The sequence below is a fragment of the Hymenobacter aerilatus genome, assembly GCF_022921095.1.
Lineage (GTDB): Bacteria > Bacteroidota > Bacteroidia > Cytophagales > Hymenobacteraceae > Hymenobacter > Hymenobacter aerilatus.
In genome coordinates, this window is record NZ_CP095053.1 from 1,722,878 (window position 1) to 1,738,043 (window position 15,166).

Below are 15,166 nucleotides of genomic sequence, written 5' to 3' on the forward strand. Positions count from 1 at the left end.
TGAATGCTGCTATGCTCAAAGCCATGATAGAAAGTCTGCGTCGGCAGGGAAATAGGCGGGCTGAGTATATAGAAACCAACGGAAAAGGTCGTGCGGGCAAGCGACCGTTCCCCCATTCGTGGACTATTGTTGATGTTGCTGAATGCATCCGATGGCTGCAAACGTATATGAAGGAGTAGTTGGCTCCAGCGGTTTTCATTGTCGATACAATTCTGACTCAGGTTTTATAATCCACATTTTCTTCGATTTAAAGAGGGGTATCAAATAGGGTATTTTCAACCCTCCTTAAAGAGGATGGGCTGTATAATGGCCGGTAATAAGTTAAATAAGTGTGCCTCTCCCCTGCCTAGCCGGCCGGCCCCGCCTACGGTAGATAGTATTTTTATATTATGTACTGTAGATATGGGATTAATAAAATAAAGGCTATAGATATTAATTCAAAACTTATAATAGTAAAAAAAAGTATAAAAAGATATAATAAAGTTTAACTATTTTATACTTTATACTACTTTTATATACTTTTATGATATATACTTACACCTTATTCTACCCATTCCTTTTTTACTCTCATGCCAAAGACCATAGACTACCCTCGTACTACATACGCTAGCGCTTGGGAGGTAGCAGAAGTAGTAGACGATACTGGTGGTAAGTGCGCTATTGAAACGAGCGCAAAGAAGCTAGATCGTAAAGTTAGTGGCTCCTACAAAGCCATTATTGGCTCTGCCGTTAAGTTTGGCTTACTCACTAGTAAGCGGGAAATCCTCACCACGACTAATCTATACCGACGCATCAAGCACGCCTATGATAAACAAGAAGAGAAGATTTACCACCGGGAGGCTTTTCTTCATCCACCGCTCTTCATGCAGATATGCCGCAAGTTTCGGAATCGGGAATTGCCGGTGCATATGTTTGATGTTATGCTGATCCGAGAGTTTGGGGTAGAAGAAATCAACGCGCAGAATGTAGCTAAAGCGTTTGTAGAAGGTGCACGTATGGTGGACATCCTGGATGAGCGCAACGTTATTGCCGATGTTGATCAGTTAGCCAATCAACAGACACCCCGACGTCAGCTGGCCAGCACGGAGATGCCCACCAACTTATTTGCTGCCTCTAGTGCTGGTAAGACCAGTACACCGGAACCAGAGTCTGTAGCTACGCCTACCTCTTATACCAATGGTATATCCCCTACCCCTTCTCTTGTACCACCTCTCCCGCCACTGCGAGGTAGCGATGCCGTTTCCGCACTGTTTGGCTTAGATACTGCTGACCTGGATATAGACGACGACTCTGCTACGGAACCGGACGAACCATTAGCGGAAACACCCAAACAACTAGCAGCACAACCAACCCGTGTCCCTGCCACACCGACGCCCCCTGCTGCGGTAGCCACTACCCTTCCTCCTATGTCAGGTCCTCCTACCCAACAGCCCACCACTCACCACAGTAACGGCCTAAGCTACTCCATTCAAATCAGCGGGCCGGGTATCGAAACCCACCTGCTACTCCAGGATGCACAGGACCTCGCCATTGTGTCTATCCTTTTGGAAAAAATACGAAAACAACTTACTGCTTAAAACTCCGGCGCAGGATTGAGCAAGATTGTGTTAGGCTGACCACCACCGGTTCCGACAGAATCATACGTTGTGTGACTCTGTTGGAACCGGGCTTATTTTGGCTGCAGTACTGTGTAATACCAAGTACCGGCCCCACGGTCCCTACCCAGATAAAAGCTATCGGACGGCATGGCGTCGACGGAATCCTGCCAGGCATCTGGTAAATCCTCGTCTTCGTACGGATGCTCTGAGAGAACCACCACTGGCAGGCGGGCCGGCGTACGCAGGGTGTCGTCCGAAATATCGGGCATGGGCTCACCACTCATCCACACCTGTTTCACAGGCACCTCCCCCATGCTGTACCACGGCAAGTTGCGTAGCGTCGGTTGCCGACGCACATCTACAAGGTGCCGCAACCCCTGCTCATCGCGTCGCCCCTCCCACAGGGGGTAGGCCGGGAGCAGAAGCGCCAACAGCGCCGCCATACCCGTCAAAGAAGCTGCCATCAGGGACACCGGCCGCACGCGCTGCCACCCCTCCCGAAAGACGATAACGGCGAGCCCCCCCAGTACCACCACCACCACAGCAAATCGTAATGTAGCTGGTCCGAAGCCGGGCAACTGCGCTAGTACCATGGCAAGCGGTGCCAACAGACACACCACTACCAGCACGACGGCCCACCCCCGCACCAGGCCCCGCTCAGCGGAGACAGTCGTACTAGCTGTCCGAAAAACGGTTTCCAGGTAACGCAACATTCCGGCGATTAATAGAGCCATGGGCGGCAGTAAAGGCAGCATATAGCGCTCTTTTTTCTCAGGCACCAGGCTCAACAGCACCAGGCTAGCCATCAGCCAACCAAACAGCAACAGATACGGTACATAGGCGCCAGCCCGACGCCGGGCATAGGGTAGCCACAAGGCGGCCAGCGCTACCAGCGTCCAGATGCCCGAAAACACCGGGAAATTGAGGTAATACCAAAAGGGTTGCACGTGCCGCTCGCCCCAGGAAGTTGTTTCTACGCGAGCAACCGCCAGCACTGCTGTCGGCACGTGGCTGAAAACATACAACGGCCACGACAAGCCAATTGCCAATCCAAGTACGGCCGCTAGTAGGGTACCCTGCCAATGCGCTCGTACGGTGGCCCTCCACGGGTTCAGGCCGGACACATAGCACCCCACGTAGGGCAACAACATGGCATAGGGTGCCACAGGTCCTTTGCTCAGAATACAGGCCCCTAAGGCAACCCCGGCCCCAGCAAACCACCCATACCCCCGCCCGGCACTGTTCCAGCCCCGGGTGAGCAGCCAGAGCGTGCCTACCATAAACCCGTTGGAGAAGATGTCCCATTGTCCTTCTCGCCCACTGGTGATGATGAGCAGGCTACTGGCCAGTACCAAGGCTGCTAACCAAGCGGTGCGGCCGGGCTGGTCGGTATCAGTAGGCAAACGCCGGGTTAACTCCCGCGCCAGCCCCCAGAAAAATAAGACCAATAGCGTTGCCATCAGCGCCGCAGGCAGGCGCAGCACAAACAAGTCGGACGTGGTGCCAAACAACTTCATGGCCGTTGCCACAGCCCAGGTAGGCAGCGGGGGTTTGGCTAGGCGCAGCTCCAGGTTCATGGTAGGAATCAGCCAGGAGCCCCCCTGCGCCATCTCACGAGCCGCCACAAAGTTGCGGGCTTCCATCAGGCTCACGTTGGGCGTACCCAGGTAGGGGAAAAAGCTGAAGCCGCAGACAAGCAGCACCATCAAACAACGGAACCAGCCAGCGCGCAGAAGGGAGGAAGTCAGCATACAAGAGAAAAAAATTGCCGGTTATGCAAGGCAAACCGGATACTAAAATAATGGCGAACCACCAGGGCACTCTACCGGCCTAGTAACGTCAGCAGTTGGGGAACATTATCTACTTCCATGGCATCCGGATGGCAGGCCAAAATCCGACGGATGGAAGCCGCAGAACGCCCCCCAAACACGACTACCATCAAACCCGCGGCCCGGGCCTGCGCCGATCGGGCTGGCGTAATCACGTCTTTGTGTAGCACCACCGCCTGGGCCTGCTGCTGCCGGGCAGCTTGCAGGCCGGCCGTGAAATCATCATCCTTGGCAATTTCTACGGCCAGCTGCGCGCCGGGCACGGCGGCGCGCAGCAGTGGCAGCGTTTGCGGATGGTCGGTGAGAATCAGCAGGCGCTTGGGGGGTACGCGGTAGCGACGCAGCACACGCCCCAGGGCCCGCGCCAGCATTGGCGAACGGCGGTACTGCTGTCCTTCCGGCGCACACGCGTCGTACTCGTGCAGATCCAAGTGCAGCAAGGGGTAGCGCCCCGTACGCCGGGCCCGGCCCTGCAACTGCCGCAGCAGGGCTTCGAAGGTGGCAGGCTGCTCATGCTGAAACCAATCGTAAGGCCAGCCGCCGCGGTAATGTAGGGCGGTGATGGCCGCTGCCGGCAGTTCGCTTACGCACCCGTGCCCGTCGGTCATGGTATCGAACCGAGGATCGTGGTAGAGCATGGGCACGCTGTCCTGGCTTAGCTGTACGTCGATTTCTACTCCGTCGACGCCTTGATCCAAGGCGTGCTCGATACCGCGCAGACTACTTGGCGGCAATGGGTTAAAGGGATTGATAGGTGTAAAAAATCCCGATCCGGCGTGCCCAACCACTACTACCTGCCGCTGTGCCGGAGGCACCTCCTCTCCTACTGACAGCCACCACCAGGCAACTATCAGGCTGAGGACAACGATCAGCCCCAGAATCCAGCTTTGTTTCTTTGTTTTACTCAACACGTGCTAAAGTTATTTCGCAAAAAACGAAAAACCCGGCTTTTTACGCCGTCCGCCGTCCTATTTCATAAATCACGCTACCTTTGCCCCCCTCTCCGCCCGCGCGGGGTATAGTTTGTTTAGCGTTTCCCTCAGCGTATGCCTTCTGTTCTCGTTACCGGGTGCGCCGGCTTTATTGGCTCTCACCTCTGCGAGCGGCTGCTGGCCGATGGCTACCGGGTGCTGGGGCTGGATAACTTCGACCCCTTTTATGATCGGTCCCTGAAGCAGGCCAATCTGAGTGCCTTACTCGCTCATCCCCGCTTCAGCTTCCACGAGGTAGAGCTACGCCGCGGTGGCGAGGCCCTGGCCGATGCATTTCCCGCCGACCCCATCGACGTGGTGGTGCATCTGGCTGCTAAAGCTGGCGTGGGCCCATCGGTACGCGAGCCTATCGCCTATCTCGAAAACAACGTGGTGGCCACTACCCACCTGCTGGAGTGGATGCGCGGCCGGGCCATCAGCAAACTCTTCTTTGCCTCGTCGTCCTCGGTGTACGGCAACACGCCCGAGCGACCCTTCCGCGAGGATATGAACCTGCTCAGCGCCGTGATTTCCCCCTACGCGGCCTCCAAGCTGGCCGGGGAGCAACTCACCTACACCTACCACCACCTCTACCAGCTAGACGTACTCAACGCCCGTTTTTTTACGGTGTACGGCCCTCGACAGCGGCCCGACCTGGCCATTCATAAGTTTGTGCGCTTGCTGCGCGCCGGCCACGCCATTCCGGTGTTTGGCGACGGCAGCACGGCCCGCGACTATACGTTTGTGCTGGATACCGTGGATGGCATTGCCCGGGGCGTGGCCTACCTGCTCGGCCACACCGGCGTCTACGAAACCATCAACCTGGGCAACAACCGGCCGGTTCCGCTGCTGGAGCTGATTCATGCCGTGGGAGACGCCGTGGGCGTGACACCACGCCTGGAATTTCAGCCCATGCAGGCCGGCGACGTGGACGTGACGTACGCCGATATCAGCAAAGCGCAACAGCTGCTGGGCTATCAGCCCCAAACTAGCCTACCCGACGGCTTGCGCCAGTTTGTGGCTTGGCAGCAGGCGCAACCAGATTAGGAACTAGGAACGCAGCTGGCCGGGTGTTTCCACTACGTCGGCCGGAGCCGCGGCTGGCACCTTCACTTCCACGATTTTCAGGGCTTTGATTTCGCGGCGCAGCAGCACAATGTTGCGGGCGTACACCACCGTACCCGATACGTTGCCCAGCAACAGCACCACGTCCCAACGCAGCACGGCATACACCAGAATCAGCACGGAGCCCAACAGGCTTACTAGCCAGAAACCCAGCGGCAGCACCGACTCGCCCTTGCGCTCGGAGTAGAGCCACTGGTACACAAAGCGCAGCAGAAAGATGGTTTGGCCCACGGCGCCCAGCACCAGCACTCCGCGCGGAATTCGGCTGCTGAGCATAGCCTGTAGGCTAAAGTGGGCCTCGCCTATGGCAAACCGCACCAGCGTAGCCAGCGGAAACGCGTAGGCCGCTACTCGAAACCACGGGTTGAGCTTCTGCCACTGCCCCAGCAATTGCAGGTTGCGGATGTAGATGACGTAGCTGATGAGCTGGGCCCCCAGAATGACAGGGTCGTGGCGCAGGATGCCGTAGATGATCATCAGGAACGACGATATCAGGCTGATCTGCCAGAACAGCGCCGGCACCAGCACGCGCCGGGCCCGCTCGCTCTGAATCCATTGCAGCACAATGCGGCTGGAAAATAGCAACTGCGACACCAGCCCAATCACCAGGGCTACGTTTTCTACCGAAAACCACCGTTCGAGCGTCGCCAGCAAGGGTATACTCATGCTCTTCTCCCTACCCCGTTAGCCGATGGTACCGCGCTGCTGCTCCCCAATCTCGTAGTTCTTCCAGCGCGAGCGAATCCAACGGAAGCCGAACGTATCCACCAGGGGCTTCCAGGCGCGGTTCCAGAGGTTGTATTTGGCAGTACCGGCAAAACGCGGGAAGTGCCGCACAGGAATCTGCTTCACCTTGCCGCCCTGCAGCTGCACCAACGCCCCCAAGAAGCGGTGCATGCCGTGGAACAGGGGTAGGCGCCGGGCATATTCGATTTTCATGATCTTGAGCGGGCAGCCCGTGTCCTGAATGCCGTCGTTGATAAGCGTGCGGCGCACGGTGTTGGCAATCTTCGACGACAGCTTCTTGGTGAGCGTGTCCTGGCGCTTAGCCCGAATGCCGTTCACCATATCAAACTGCGGGAAGAACTCGAAGAAAGTGAGAAAATCCAGCGGCGTGGTTTGAATATCCGAGTCAATGTAGCCCACCAGCGTGGTGCGGCAGTGGTCGACGCCCGCCTTAATGGCCGTGCTCAGGCCGCGGTTCTGGCTTAGGCTGATGAACTCGTAGCGGTTATCTGTTGCGCAGATATCACGCAGGATGGTCAGGGAACCGTCGCGGGAGCCATCGTTGATAAACAGCACGGTGGTGCGCACCGGCGTTTGTTCCAAGAACTTATTCATCTCCACCACAAACTGCGGCAGGCTTTCTTCTTCGTCGTAGACGGGCACGAGCACCGTCAGGGTTTGGGTGGCCAGGAAGGCGGCGTTGGGTTCAGCGGGCATTGGCTAAAACAGCATTAGAGATGCAAGGTAGGCAGAAACCCGGCAATCCCGCCACGCCGGGTGTGCCCCACAGCCTAACCCTACCCAATGGAGCGCACCACTTTTTCGATCAGCTCTTTGGTACGGCGAATACCGGCTTCTTCGCTCAGCTTTTCGCCCTCGTACTCAATGCCCAGATAGCCCTGAAACTTCGCTTTTTTCAGTAGGCCCAGCATCTTGTAGTAATCCGTTTCCACGCAGTTGCCGGCCGCGTCGAAATCCAACGTTTTGGCGCTGACGCCGGTTTTGATAATCGGTAGCCATTCGGCCACGGCCTTGTACCGGTCGTACTCTTCCACGCACTGGCCCTTGTAGAGCTCACCCGACTCCCGCCGCACACAGAAATTGCCGAAGTCCGGGAGGACGCCCACGTTGGGTTTGCCCACGCCCTGTATTGTGTGCAGCAGCCACTGTCCGTTAGAAGTATAGCTACCGTGGTTTTCTACCAGCACGTTCAGACCCAACGGCTGGGCATAGGCACTCAGCTGCCCCAATCCCGCTACGGCCGCCCGCTGCACCTGCTCGGCGGTGCCCTTGCCAAAGGCATTCACGCGCACGCTCCGGCACCCCAGGTAGGCAGCCGCCTCCAGCCAGGGGCGGTGCTTTTCCACGGCCTGCTGCCGCTCCCGCTCATCGGGTGAGCCCAGGTCGCCTTCTCCATCCACCATAATCAGGTGGTTGGTAATGCCGTTGTCGCGGCAGCGTTGCAGCAACGTCCGCAAATAGGTTTGGTCTTTCGCTTTATCCTTGAAAAACTGGTTCACGTACTCCACCGTCGTGATGCCAAATTTCTGCCGTGCCACGCCAGGAAAATCGAGGTTGGTTAGCTCTTGCTTGAACAGCGCTTTGTGCAAGGACCACTGCGCCAGGGAAATTTCCCCGAACGTAGGGGCTGGCCTATTGGCGGTCAGCAGATGCGGTGCGGCCAGCGCGGCGGTAACCAGGGCGGACGTTTTCTGTAAGAATTCGCGGCGGGAAGTGGACATAGACGGCGGGGATAGGGAGGAAAACACTCCTAGATACCACCTTTTTTTGTATATCGAACACGTGGTCGTGTGCTGGAGGAACTATATAGGTCCTCGGCGCGCGGTGCGTACCCGTCGAATTATTTCGCCTATGAAAACGTATAAAGTACTAGTGATTGGGTGTGGCAACATGGGCGCTTCCCACGCCCGCGCCTACCACCAGTTGCCCGCTTTTGAGCTGGTAGGCCTTGTTAGTCGCGGTCCGGAAAGCCGGGAGAAACTGTCGCAGGAGCTGGACGGCGTGCCTACCTACGCCTGCGCCGAGCAGGCCCTGCACGCCACTACCCCCGACGTAGTATCCATCAACACCTACCCCGACACGCATGCTGAGCTGGTACGGCAGAGTCTGCTGGCCGGTGCCCACGTGTTTGTGGAAAAGCCCCTGGCCACCACCGTAGCCGAGGCCGAAGAGCTGGTGGCCCTGGCCCGGCAACAGCAACGCAAGCTGGTAGTAGGCTATATTCTGCGCGTGCACCCTACCTGGCAACGGTTTGTGCAGTTGGCCCAGGGCCTGGGCAAACCGCTGGTGATGCGCATGAACCTCAACCAACAGAGCACCGGCCGCCACTGGCACACGCACCAGCAGCTGTTGCGCTCGGCCTCCCCCCTGGTTGATTGCGGGGTGCACTACGTGGATGTGATGTGCGCCATGACGGGTGCCGCGCCTCACAGCATAAGCGCCATTGGGGTCAATCTATCGGCGGAAGTCGACCCCACTATGTACACCTACGGGCAGTTGCAGGTGCGTTTTCAGGATGGCTCGGTGGGCTGGTACGAGGCGGGCTGGGGACCCATGATGAGCGAAACCGCTGTCTTTATCAAAGATGTTATTGGCCCCAATGGTGCTGTTTCTATTATCGACGAGGTGAAAAACGGGTCCCAGGATATCGAGGGCCACACCCACACCGGGGGCCTGCGTATTCACCACGCGGCCCTGGATGCCAACGGCCAGTTCGTGCGCCCGGATGAAGTGCTGCCTACCCCCACGGAGCCCGACCACGATGCGCTGTGCCTGCTCGAACAGCAGTTTCTGCTGGATGCCATTACCACAGATCTTGATCTAACCGACCACTTAGAAGGTGCCGTTACAAGCCTGCGCATGGTGCTGGCCGCCGACGAGGCCGTACGTACGGGCCACACGGTTTTTCTGTGAAGTAACCCTGTGCGCAGCACAACTGACCTGAATGAATCGTCACGCTTTTCTGAGCCTGCTAGGCGCCGCGGTCACTACACCGCTACGCCGGGCACTGGCGTTCTTCCCCCCAACCTGCATCTGATGCAACCTGAACAGTTTCTTTTTCACGACGACGGCCAGATTCCCAACAGCCGCTTTCCAGTTCTGCTTTACCGCAACGCTTTCCCCGCCCGAGACGCGGAGGGAGCCGTGTGGCTTGAAAAGCGCTTCGCGGCGAACAACTGGACCAACTCCTGGCGCAACGGGGTGTATGCCTACCACCACTACCACAGCACCTCCCACGAGGTGTTGGGCGTGTATGCAGGCACTGCACAGCTACAGCTTGGCGGCGAGCAAGGCCAATCTGTGCGCGTGCAGGCCGGTGACATTCTCGTGTTGCCAGCCGGCGTAGGGCACAAAAACCTGGGCAGCGAGCAACTAGGCATTGTGGGCGCCTACCCCGAGGGGCGCTCATGGGACGTGAACCGCGGCTTGCCCGGCGAACGACCCCAGGCCGATCAGCGCATTGCTGCCCTACCTATTCCTACCACCGATCCGCTGCTGGGCGCCGCCCAGGGGCTGCCTACCCTGTGGAAGAAGTAGCCTGTTGGATGCTAGGTCTTAAAACCCAACTCTACTCCCGCCGCACACCCGCCGAGATGGTGCTGTGCCGCTCCCGCAACACGCCTACAATATCTTCCAGGCTTAAGCCTGAGCCAGCCAATACTACCAACAGATGGTAGAGCAAGTCGGCCGCTTCGCCTTTCAGGCCCTCTGTGTTGCCACTTACCGCATCAATAACCGTTTCGATGGCCTCCTCTCCTACTTTCTGCGCCATTTTGGGCATGCCTTTGCGGAACAGCGAGGCCGTGTACGATTTGGGGTCTTCGTCGGGGAAGTCGCGGCGACGCTGCACCAGGCGCTCCAGCTCGGCCAGAAAACCGACTGGGGCGGTGGGTAGGGCCGTTTGCTGAGGCTGCTCGAAGCAGCTGACGGTGCCGCGGTGGCAGGTAGGGCCATCGGGGCGGGCACGGATGAGCAGGGCGTCGCCGTCGCAGTCCTCGTGCAGGCTCACCACGGTGAGGTAGTTACCGGAGGTTTCGCCCTTGGTCCAGAGGCGGTTTTTGGAGCGGGAAAAGAACGTCACGCGTCCCTCCTGCTGGGTTTTCTGCCAGGCTTCCTCGTTCACGTAGCCCAGCATCAGCACCTGGCCGGTATCGGCATCCTGCACCACGGCGGGCAGTAAGCCGCCCATCTTATCGAAATCTAGTGTCATGTTGTTTGTAGGAAATGTTCTGGTCGCGTTGCGGCCTGCGGTCAAAGCGCTCAGCTAGTGCCCCGCTTGCTTCTGTAAGTGGCGGAGCTTTTGTTTGGATATCTTCAAATACCGTGTAGCGGGTACTACCTCATACGCCGGATTGGCCGCCAAGAGCTCCTGTAGTACACCCACGTGCGCCACCCCAAATAGAACCAGCACCCGCGGGGCCTGACTTTGCTGCTGAGCCCGCAGGATGTTGGAATAGATTTTCAAGTTGCGGTTGTAAAACAGGGTGATGAAGTGCGCCCCAATGTATTCGGTATCTACTTTACCCAGGTCCACCGTGTTTGTGCCACCCGCCGCGAAGGTACCGTTCATCACCTGGGCGGGCGTGTTGAATTGCAGCCGGTGCACCAGAGAAATCAACTCCGGTCTGTTTACCAGCGCCAGGTAGTCGTAGAGCGACAGGCTGTCGTGCTGCACGAGCCGCTTTAAAGGACGGGCCGTCGTCTGCAGCTGCTTCAGCTCCCGCGTGTAAGCTTCGATGTTTGTGCCAGTGCTCAGTAACGACTGAGACGTGGTAGCGTAGTAGTCTACCCCCTTCGGACTTGGTAGCTGCAGTTGCTTAGCCAGCGCAAAGCCGACCTGATACCGCTCGCTGCGCCCAGTGGGTAGGCTTTCCAGCGCTAACTGTCCTTGTTGGTACAACCTGTACAGGCTATCGAGCTGCGCCTGTTCCCGGGGTTCAGCCTCCACCAGGATAACCGTCGGCCGAAACCGGGCGAGCTGCGCCCGTACTTGCGCCAGCTCCGCCTGTTTCTTGGCGCTAAACACGTCCGACTGCGGCTGCTTGTTATACAGCTGGGCCAGATGGTCGGAACCGACCACCATCACCTGCACCTTGTTGGATGGGGCACCTTGTGCACGACTCATTGATGGGCGTATCAGCCCCAACAACACCAAGCAAAAAAAGAGGAAAACGAGAGAGGTCGTTCTGGAAAACAGCATAGCCACAGAAAGGTACAATCTACCTACAATCTTACGGGAATGCCTTCCGCCCGCAACGTCTGCTTCAGCTCCTGAATACCGATTTCGCCGAAGTGAAAAATGCTGGCGGCCAGCCCAGCGTCAGCCTGGGCTTGCTGGAAGACGTCGGTGAAGTGCTGGATGCTGCCAGCCCCGCCCGAGGCCACCACTGGTACCGATACGGCCCTACTCACGTCGCCGGTCAGATCGAGTGCGAAGCCGTCTTTGGTGCCGTCGTTGCTCATGCTGGTCAGCAGGATTTCGCCGCAGCCACGGTCGGCTACTTCGCGACACCACTGCACGGCGTCGCGGCCGGTGTTGTGGGTGCCGGCGCGGGTGTACACCTGCCAGCCGTTTTCCTCGGTGTAGCGGGCGTCTACAGCCACCACAATGCACTGGGAACCGAAGCGTCGGGCCAGCTCGTCGATTAGCTCGGGGCGGTGCAGGGCAGCCGAGTTGATGCTGGCTTTATCGGTGCCGTTGAGCAACAGCATTTCCACATCGGCTACCGAGCCAATGCCGCCGCCCACCGTAAAGGGAATATCCAGGGTAGCCGCCACGTCGCGCACCAGCTGTACCAGCGTCTGGCGCTTCTGGTTGGTGGCCGTGATGTCGAGAAACACCAGTTCATCGGCACCCTGCTTGGCGTATTGAGCAGCTAGCGCCACCGGGTCACCGGCATCGCGCAGCCCCTCGAAGCGCACGCCCTTCACAGTGCGGCCGTCCTTCACATCGAGGCAGGGAATAATGCGTTTAGTTAGCATTTGTATGGTTGGTTGTGGTTCGTTGTCATTCCGAGCGTAGCGAGAAATCTGAGTAAGTTGTAACAATGATAAACCTAGATTCTCGCTGCGCTCGAAACGACAAGATCAGCTTACAGTAACGGCCGCATCTCGTCCAGCGTGATGGTGCCTTCGTAAATGGCCTTGCCAATAATAGCGCCGTGCATGCCTACAGCCGCTAGCGCCTCCACGTCGGCCAACGTCGTCACGCCACCCGAGGCAATCAGCTGCGCCTGCGGCAGCTGTTGCCGCAGTTGCTGGTAGGTGGCCAGGGCGGGGCCTTGCAGCTTACCGTCCTTGCTCACGTCGGTGCAGATAAAGGTAGTGGCACCAGCCGCCAGGTAGTCTTCGATGAACTCCGCGAGCGTCCGTTCGCTCTGCTCAGCCCAGGCGTTGATGGAGATATGGTTGTCGCGGAAATCAGCCCCAATGATGATGCGCTCGGCCCCGAAGGTGCGCAGCCACTCGCCTACCAGCGCGGGCTCCCGCACGGCAATACTGCCGGCCGTAATCTGCCGCGCCCCGGCGTCGAAGGCCTGGCGCACGGCGGCCTCGCTCTGCAACCCGCCCCCGAAGTCGATAGTCAGGCTGGTGTGGCGGGCAATGCGCTCCAGCACGGGCAAGTTAACAGGCTGCTTAGCGCGGGCCCCGTCCAGGTCGACCAGATGCAGGCGGCGCACCCCGGCCTGCTCGAAGCGTTGGGCCACGGCCAATGGGTCGGAGTCGTAGGTGGTTTGTTGGGAGAAGTCGCCCTCGGTTAGGCGCACGCATTGGCCGTTGATGAGGTCGATAGCGGGGATGATGTCCATGGATTGGGGGTATGCGTATCTTTCTGAGCGCAGCGAGTAATCTGCGCTTTACGGATGGTTACTCAGATTACTCGCTGCGCTCAGAAGGACAGTTACAGCTTTAAAAAATTCTCCAGAATGCGCGTGCCTACCGGGCCGCTTTTCTCGGTGTGAAACTGCACGGCGTAGAAGTTTTCGTGCTGCACAGCGGCACTAAATGGGGTGGGGTACTCGCCCTCAGCAATGGTGTAGCTGCCGACCGGCGCGTAGTAGCTATGCACGAAGTACACATAGTCTTCTTCCCGCACGCCGTCAAATAGCGAGGAGCGGAGTCGGTGCAGATTGTTCCAACCCATATGCGGCACTTTGTGCTGGGCATCGGCTGCAAAGCGCTTCACTTCAAAGGGTAGGATGCCCAGCATGTCGGCATTGTTCTCCTCACTATGCGTGCCCAGCAATTGCATGCCTAGGCAAATACCCAGGAAGGGTTGCCGGCAGGTAGGCAGCACGTGGTCGAGGCCTTTGCTGCGCAGTTCCTGCATGGCCGTAGACGCCTCGCCTTCGCCTGGAAACAAGATCTTATCGGCGCTCTGAATTTCTTCAGGGTTGGCCGTCAACGTAGCGTGTACGCCCAGCCGCTCCAGCGCAAATAACACCGACTGTACGTTGCCTCCTTTGTAATCAATTACTGCTATTTTCATTTGAGTAATATCAGGTAAAAGGGTTGTCTTCCCATATGTTTAATCATTTGAGTAACCTTGGATTTAACATCTTGCGCACTTCAACAGATTGGCAGTTGGGAAGTCCTCATCTATAGCGAGGCTTTCAGGTATAACTTCATTAAGCAACCACAAAACGCTATCAATCCGCGCATCACTTGATTTATCCATATGTTTTTAACATTTGAATAAACTACAAAACCCCTTTCGTGCTTGGTATCTCCATCTTGCCTGCGTCGCGTACCAGCGCCATCTTCATAGACTTTGCTACTGCCTTAAAAATAGCTTCAATCTTGTGGTGTTCGTTCTGCCCTTCGGCTTTGATGTTGAGGTTGCAGCGGGCGGCGTCGGAGAAGCTTTTAAAGAAATGGTAAAACATTTCTGTCGGCATATCACCGATTTTTTCGCGCTTGAACTCCGCTTCCCACACCAGCCACGGGCGGCCCGAAAAGTCGATGGCAGCTTGGGCCAGCACGTCGTCCATAGGTAGTAAAAAACCGTAGCGCGCTAGGCCACGCTTGTCGCCGAGTGCTTGTGTGAAGGCTTCGCCCAACGCAATGGCTGCGTCCTCAATAGTATGATGTTCGTCGATGTGCAAGTCACCTTGTACTTCGATTTTCATGTCGACGCCCGAGTGCTTGCTGAGCTGGTCGAGCATGTGGTCGAAGAAGCCGAGGCCCGTATGCATTTGTGGGCGGCCAGCACCATCAAGGTTCAGCTCCACGCGGATTTTGGTTTCGTTGGTATCGCGCTGCACCACGGCTGTGCGGGCAGGTAGGCGCAGGCGCTGGTAGATTTCTTCCCAACTGGTGGTCGTCAGGGCGGCGCGCTCGTCGGCCTCCTCCCCTATCAGGATGGCTTGGCACCCCAGGTTCTCGGCCAGCTGCACGTCGGTTGGCCGGTCGCCGATGACGTAGGAGTTTGGCAGGTCATAGCCGTGCTGGGCATCGAGGTAGCGCGCCAGCATCCCGATGCCGGGTTTGCGGGTGTCGAGGTTTTCGTGAGGGAAGCTGCGGTCGATGTGCTCACGCACAAACTCCACGCCTTCTGAGCGCAGAATGTCGAGCATAAGCGTGTGGGCCGGCCAGAAAGTTTCCTCTGGAAAACTGTCGGTGCCCAGGCCATCCTGGTTGCTCACCAGCACCAGCTCGTAGTCTAGCTCGCGGGCAATGCGGGCCAGCCCGGAAATAGCGCCGGGCACAAACTGAAACTTGTCGGACGTGAGGGCATCAATCTGCTGGCTCGGCTGCGGCTCGATGAGGATGGTGCCGTCGCGGTCGATGAAGAGTACTTTTTTCATGATTTATTCTGAGGTTCTTTTTGACTACCACGCGTACCAGGCTCTAGGTAATTGGGTAGAGACTTATTACTGCCGCAGCTTGTGCTACT

15 protein-coding genes are annotated in these 15,166 nt (G+C 57.8%); 4 read left to right on the forward strand and 11 right to left on the reverse strand.

All coding sequences use genetic code 11. The features are described from left to right. Nucleotides 1-569: 569 nt before the first annotated feature. A complete protein-coding gene (locus MUN82_RS07265; protein WP_245096243.1) occupies nt 570-1,577 on the forward strand; it encodes a hypothetical protein in 1,008 nt (335 codons plus the stop codon). A gap of 92 nt (nt 1,578-1,669) precedes the next feature. Here the strand turns inward: MUN82_RS07265 and MUN82_RS07270 are convergent, their stop codons facing one another. Together MUN82_RS07270 and MUN82_RS07275 are read right to left on the reverse strand one after the other, a co-directional pair. Beyond that, nucleotides 1,670-3,349, reverse strand: a complete 1,680-nt coding sequence (locus MUN82_RS07270; protein WP_245096245.1) for an ArnT family glycosyltransferase — start codon at nt 3,347-3,349, stop codon at nt 1,670-1,672. 71 nt (nt 3,350-3,420) lie between these two features. Next, nucleotides 3,421-4,338: a glycerophosphodiester phosphodiesterase gene (locus MUN82_RS07275; protein WP_245096246.1), complete on the reverse strand. Its 918-nt coding sequence runs from the start codon at nt 4,336-4,338 to the stop codon at nt 3,421-3,423. A 135-nt stretch (nt 4,339-4,473) separates the two neighbouring features. Here MUN82_RS07275 and MUN82_RS07280 point away from each other — a divergent pair, with 135 nt between their 5' ends. Further along, complete coding sequence (locus tag MUN82_RS07280) at nt 4,474-5,445, forward strand: GDP-mannose 4,6-dehydratase (RefSeq protein ID WP_245096248.1); 972 nt, start codon at nt 4,474-4,476, stop codon at nt 5,443-5,445. 3 nt (nt 5,446-5,448) lie between these two features. Here MUN82_RS07280 and MUN82_RS07285 read toward each other — a convergent pair whose 3' ends face one another. From MUN82_RS07285 to MUN82_RS07295, 3 genes are all read right to left on the reverse strand, one after another. Then, on the reverse strand, nt 5,449-6,189 hold the full coding sequence (locus tag MUN82_RS07285; protein ID WP_245096250.1) for a lipid-A-disaccharide synthase N-terminal domain-containing protein: 741 nt from the start codon (nt 6,187-6,189) through the stop codon (nt 5,449-5,451). An 18-nt stretch (nt 6,190-6,207) separates the two neighbouring features. Next, nucleotides 6,208-6,966: a glycosyltransferase gene (locus tag MUN82_RS07290; protein ID WP_245096252.1), complete on the reverse strand. Its 759-nt coding sequence runs from the start codon at nt 6,964-6,966 to the stop codon at nt 6,208-6,210. A gap of 80 nt (nt 6,967-7,046) precedes the next feature. Next, nucleotides 7,047-7,991: a sugar phosphate isomerase/epimerase family protein gene (locus MUN82_RS07295; protein ID WP_245096254.1), complete on the reverse strand. Its 945-nt coding sequence runs from the start codon at nt 7,989-7,991 to the stop codon at nt 7,047-7,049. Between the two features lie 130 nt (nt 7,992-8,121). On the opposite strand from MUN82_RS07295, the gene MUN82_RS07300 reads away from it, so the two are divergent. Both MUN82_RS07300 and MUN82_RS07305 read left to right on the forward strand, forming a co-directional pair. Then, nucleotides 8,122-9,183: a Gfo/Idh/MocA family protein gene (locus MUN82_RS07300; RefSeq protein WP_245096256.1), complete on the forward strand. Its 1,062-nt coding sequence runs from the start codon at nt 8,122-8,124 to the stop codon at nt 9,181-9,183. 123 nt (nt 9,184-9,306) lie between these two features. After that, nucleotides 9,307-9,807, forward strand: coding sequence for a cupin domain-containing protein (locus MUN82_RS07305; protein WP_245096258.1), 501 nt, complete (start codon nt 9,307-9,309; stop codon nt 9,805-9,807). A gap of 31 nt (nt 9,808-9,838) precedes the next feature. On the opposite strand, the gene hisIE is transcribed toward MUN82_RS07305, so the two are convergent. The 6 genes from hisIE to hisB form a co-directional block, all read right to left on the reverse strand. After that, the gene (gene hisIE / locus MUN82_RS07310) at nt 9,839-10,480 is read right to left on the reverse strand and encodes a bifunctional phosphoribosyl-AMP cyclohydrolase/phosphoribosyl-ATP diphosphatase HisIE (RefSeq protein ID WP_245096259.1); all 642 of its coding nucleotides are present in this window, start codon (nt 10,478-10,480) and stop codon (nt 9,839-9,841) included. 54 nt (nt 10,481-10,534) lie between these two features. Beyond that, nucleotides 10,535-11,395, reverse strand: coding sequence for a DUF5694 domain-containing protein (locus MUN82_RS07315; RefSeq protein ID WP_245096260.1), 861 nt, complete (start codon nt 11,393-11,395; stop codon nt 10,535-10,537). A gap of 98 nt (nt 11,396-11,493) precedes the next feature. After that, nucleotides 11,494-12,252 carry an imidazole glycerol phosphate synthase subunit HisF gene (gene hisF, locus MUN82_RS07320; RefSeq protein ID WP_245096262.1) on the reverse strand — a complete coding sequence of 253 codons (759 nt, stop codon included), beginning with the start codon at nt 12,250-12,252 and terminating at the stop codon, nt 11,494-11,496. Nucleotides 12,253-12,362: 110 nt separating this feature from the next. Next, nucleotides 12,363-13,079 (reverse strand): 1-(5-phosphoribosyl)-5-[(5-phosphoribosylamino)methylideneamino]imidazole-4-carboxamide isomerase, encoded by a 717-nt coding sequence (hisA, locus tag MUN82_RS07325; protein WP_245096264.1) that lies wholly within the window; start codon nt 13,077-13,079, stop codon nt 12,363-12,365. Nucleotides 13,080-13,171: 92 nt separating this feature from the next. Beyond that, nucleotides 13,172-13,759, reverse strand: coding sequence for an imidazole glycerol phosphate synthase subunit HisH (hisH, locus tag MUN82_RS07330; protein ID WP_245096266.1), 588 nt, complete (start codon nt 13,757-13,759; stop codon nt 13,172-13,174). A 211-nt stretch (nt 13,760-13,970) separates the two neighbouring features. Continuing rightward, on the reverse strand, nt 13,971-15,077 hold the full coding sequence (gene hisB / locus MUN82_RS07335) for a bifunctional histidinol-phosphatase/imidazoleglycerol-phosphate dehydratase HisB (RefSeq protein ID WP_245096268.1): 1,107 nt from the start codon (nt 15,075-15,077) through the stop codon (nt 13,971-13,973). Nucleotides 15,078-15,166: the final 89 nt, after the last annotated feature.

Coding starts and splice junctions, on each gene's coding strand:
- MUN82_RS07280 (WP_245096248.1), top strand. CDS start 4,474: ATGCCTTCTGTTCTCGTTACCGGGTGCGCCGGCTTTATTGGCTCTCAC.
- MUN82_RS07290 (WP_245096252.1), bottom strand. CDS start 6,966: ATGCCCGCTGAACCCAACGCCGCCTTCCTGGCCACCCAAACCCTGACG.
- MUN82_RS07295 (WP_245096254.1), bottom strand. CDS start 7,991: ATGTCCACTTCCCGCCGCGAATTCTTACAGAAAACGTCCGCCCTGGTT.
- MUN82_RS07300 (WP_245096256.1), top strand. CDS start 8,122: ATGAAAACGTATAAAGTACTAGTGATTGGGTGTGGCAACATGGGCGCT.
- hisB (WP_245096268.1), bottom strand. CDS start 15,077: ATGAAAAAAGTACTCTTCATCGACCGCGACGGCACCATCCTCATCGAG.
- MUN82_RS07270 (WP_245096245.1), bottom strand. CDS start 3,349: ATGCTGACTTCCTCCCTTCTGCGCGCTGGCTGGTTCCGTTGTTTGATG.
- hisF (WP_245096262.1), bottom strand. CDS start 12,252: ATGCTAACTAAACGCATTATTCCCTGCCTCGATGTGAAGGACGGCCGC.
- hisA (WP_245096264.1), bottom strand. CDS start 13,079: ATGGACATCATCCCCGCTATCGACCTCATCAACGGCCAATGCGTGCGC.
- hisIE (WP_245096259.1), bottom strand. CDS start 10,480: ATGACACTAGATTTCGATAAGATGGGCGGCTTACTGCCCGCCGTGGTG.
- hisH (WP_245096266.1), bottom strand. CDS start 13,759: ATGAAAATAGCAGTAATTGATTACAAAGGAGGCAACGTACAGTCGGTG.
- MUN82_RS07285 (WP_245096250.1), bottom strand. CDS start 6,189: ATGAGTATACCCTTGCTGGCGACGCTCGAACGGTGGTTTTCGGTAGAA.
- MUN82_RS07315 (WP_245096260.1), bottom strand. CDS start 11,395: ATGAGTCGTGCACAAGGTGCCCCATCCAACAAGGTGCAGGTGATGGTG.
- MUN82_RS07305 (WP_245096258.1), top strand. CDS start 9,307: ATGCAACCTGAACAGTTTCTTTTTCACGACGACGGCCAGATTCCCAAC.
- MUN82_RS07265 (WP_245096243.1), top strand. CDS start 570: ATGCCAAAGACCATAGACTACCCTCGTACTACATACGCTAGCGCTTGG.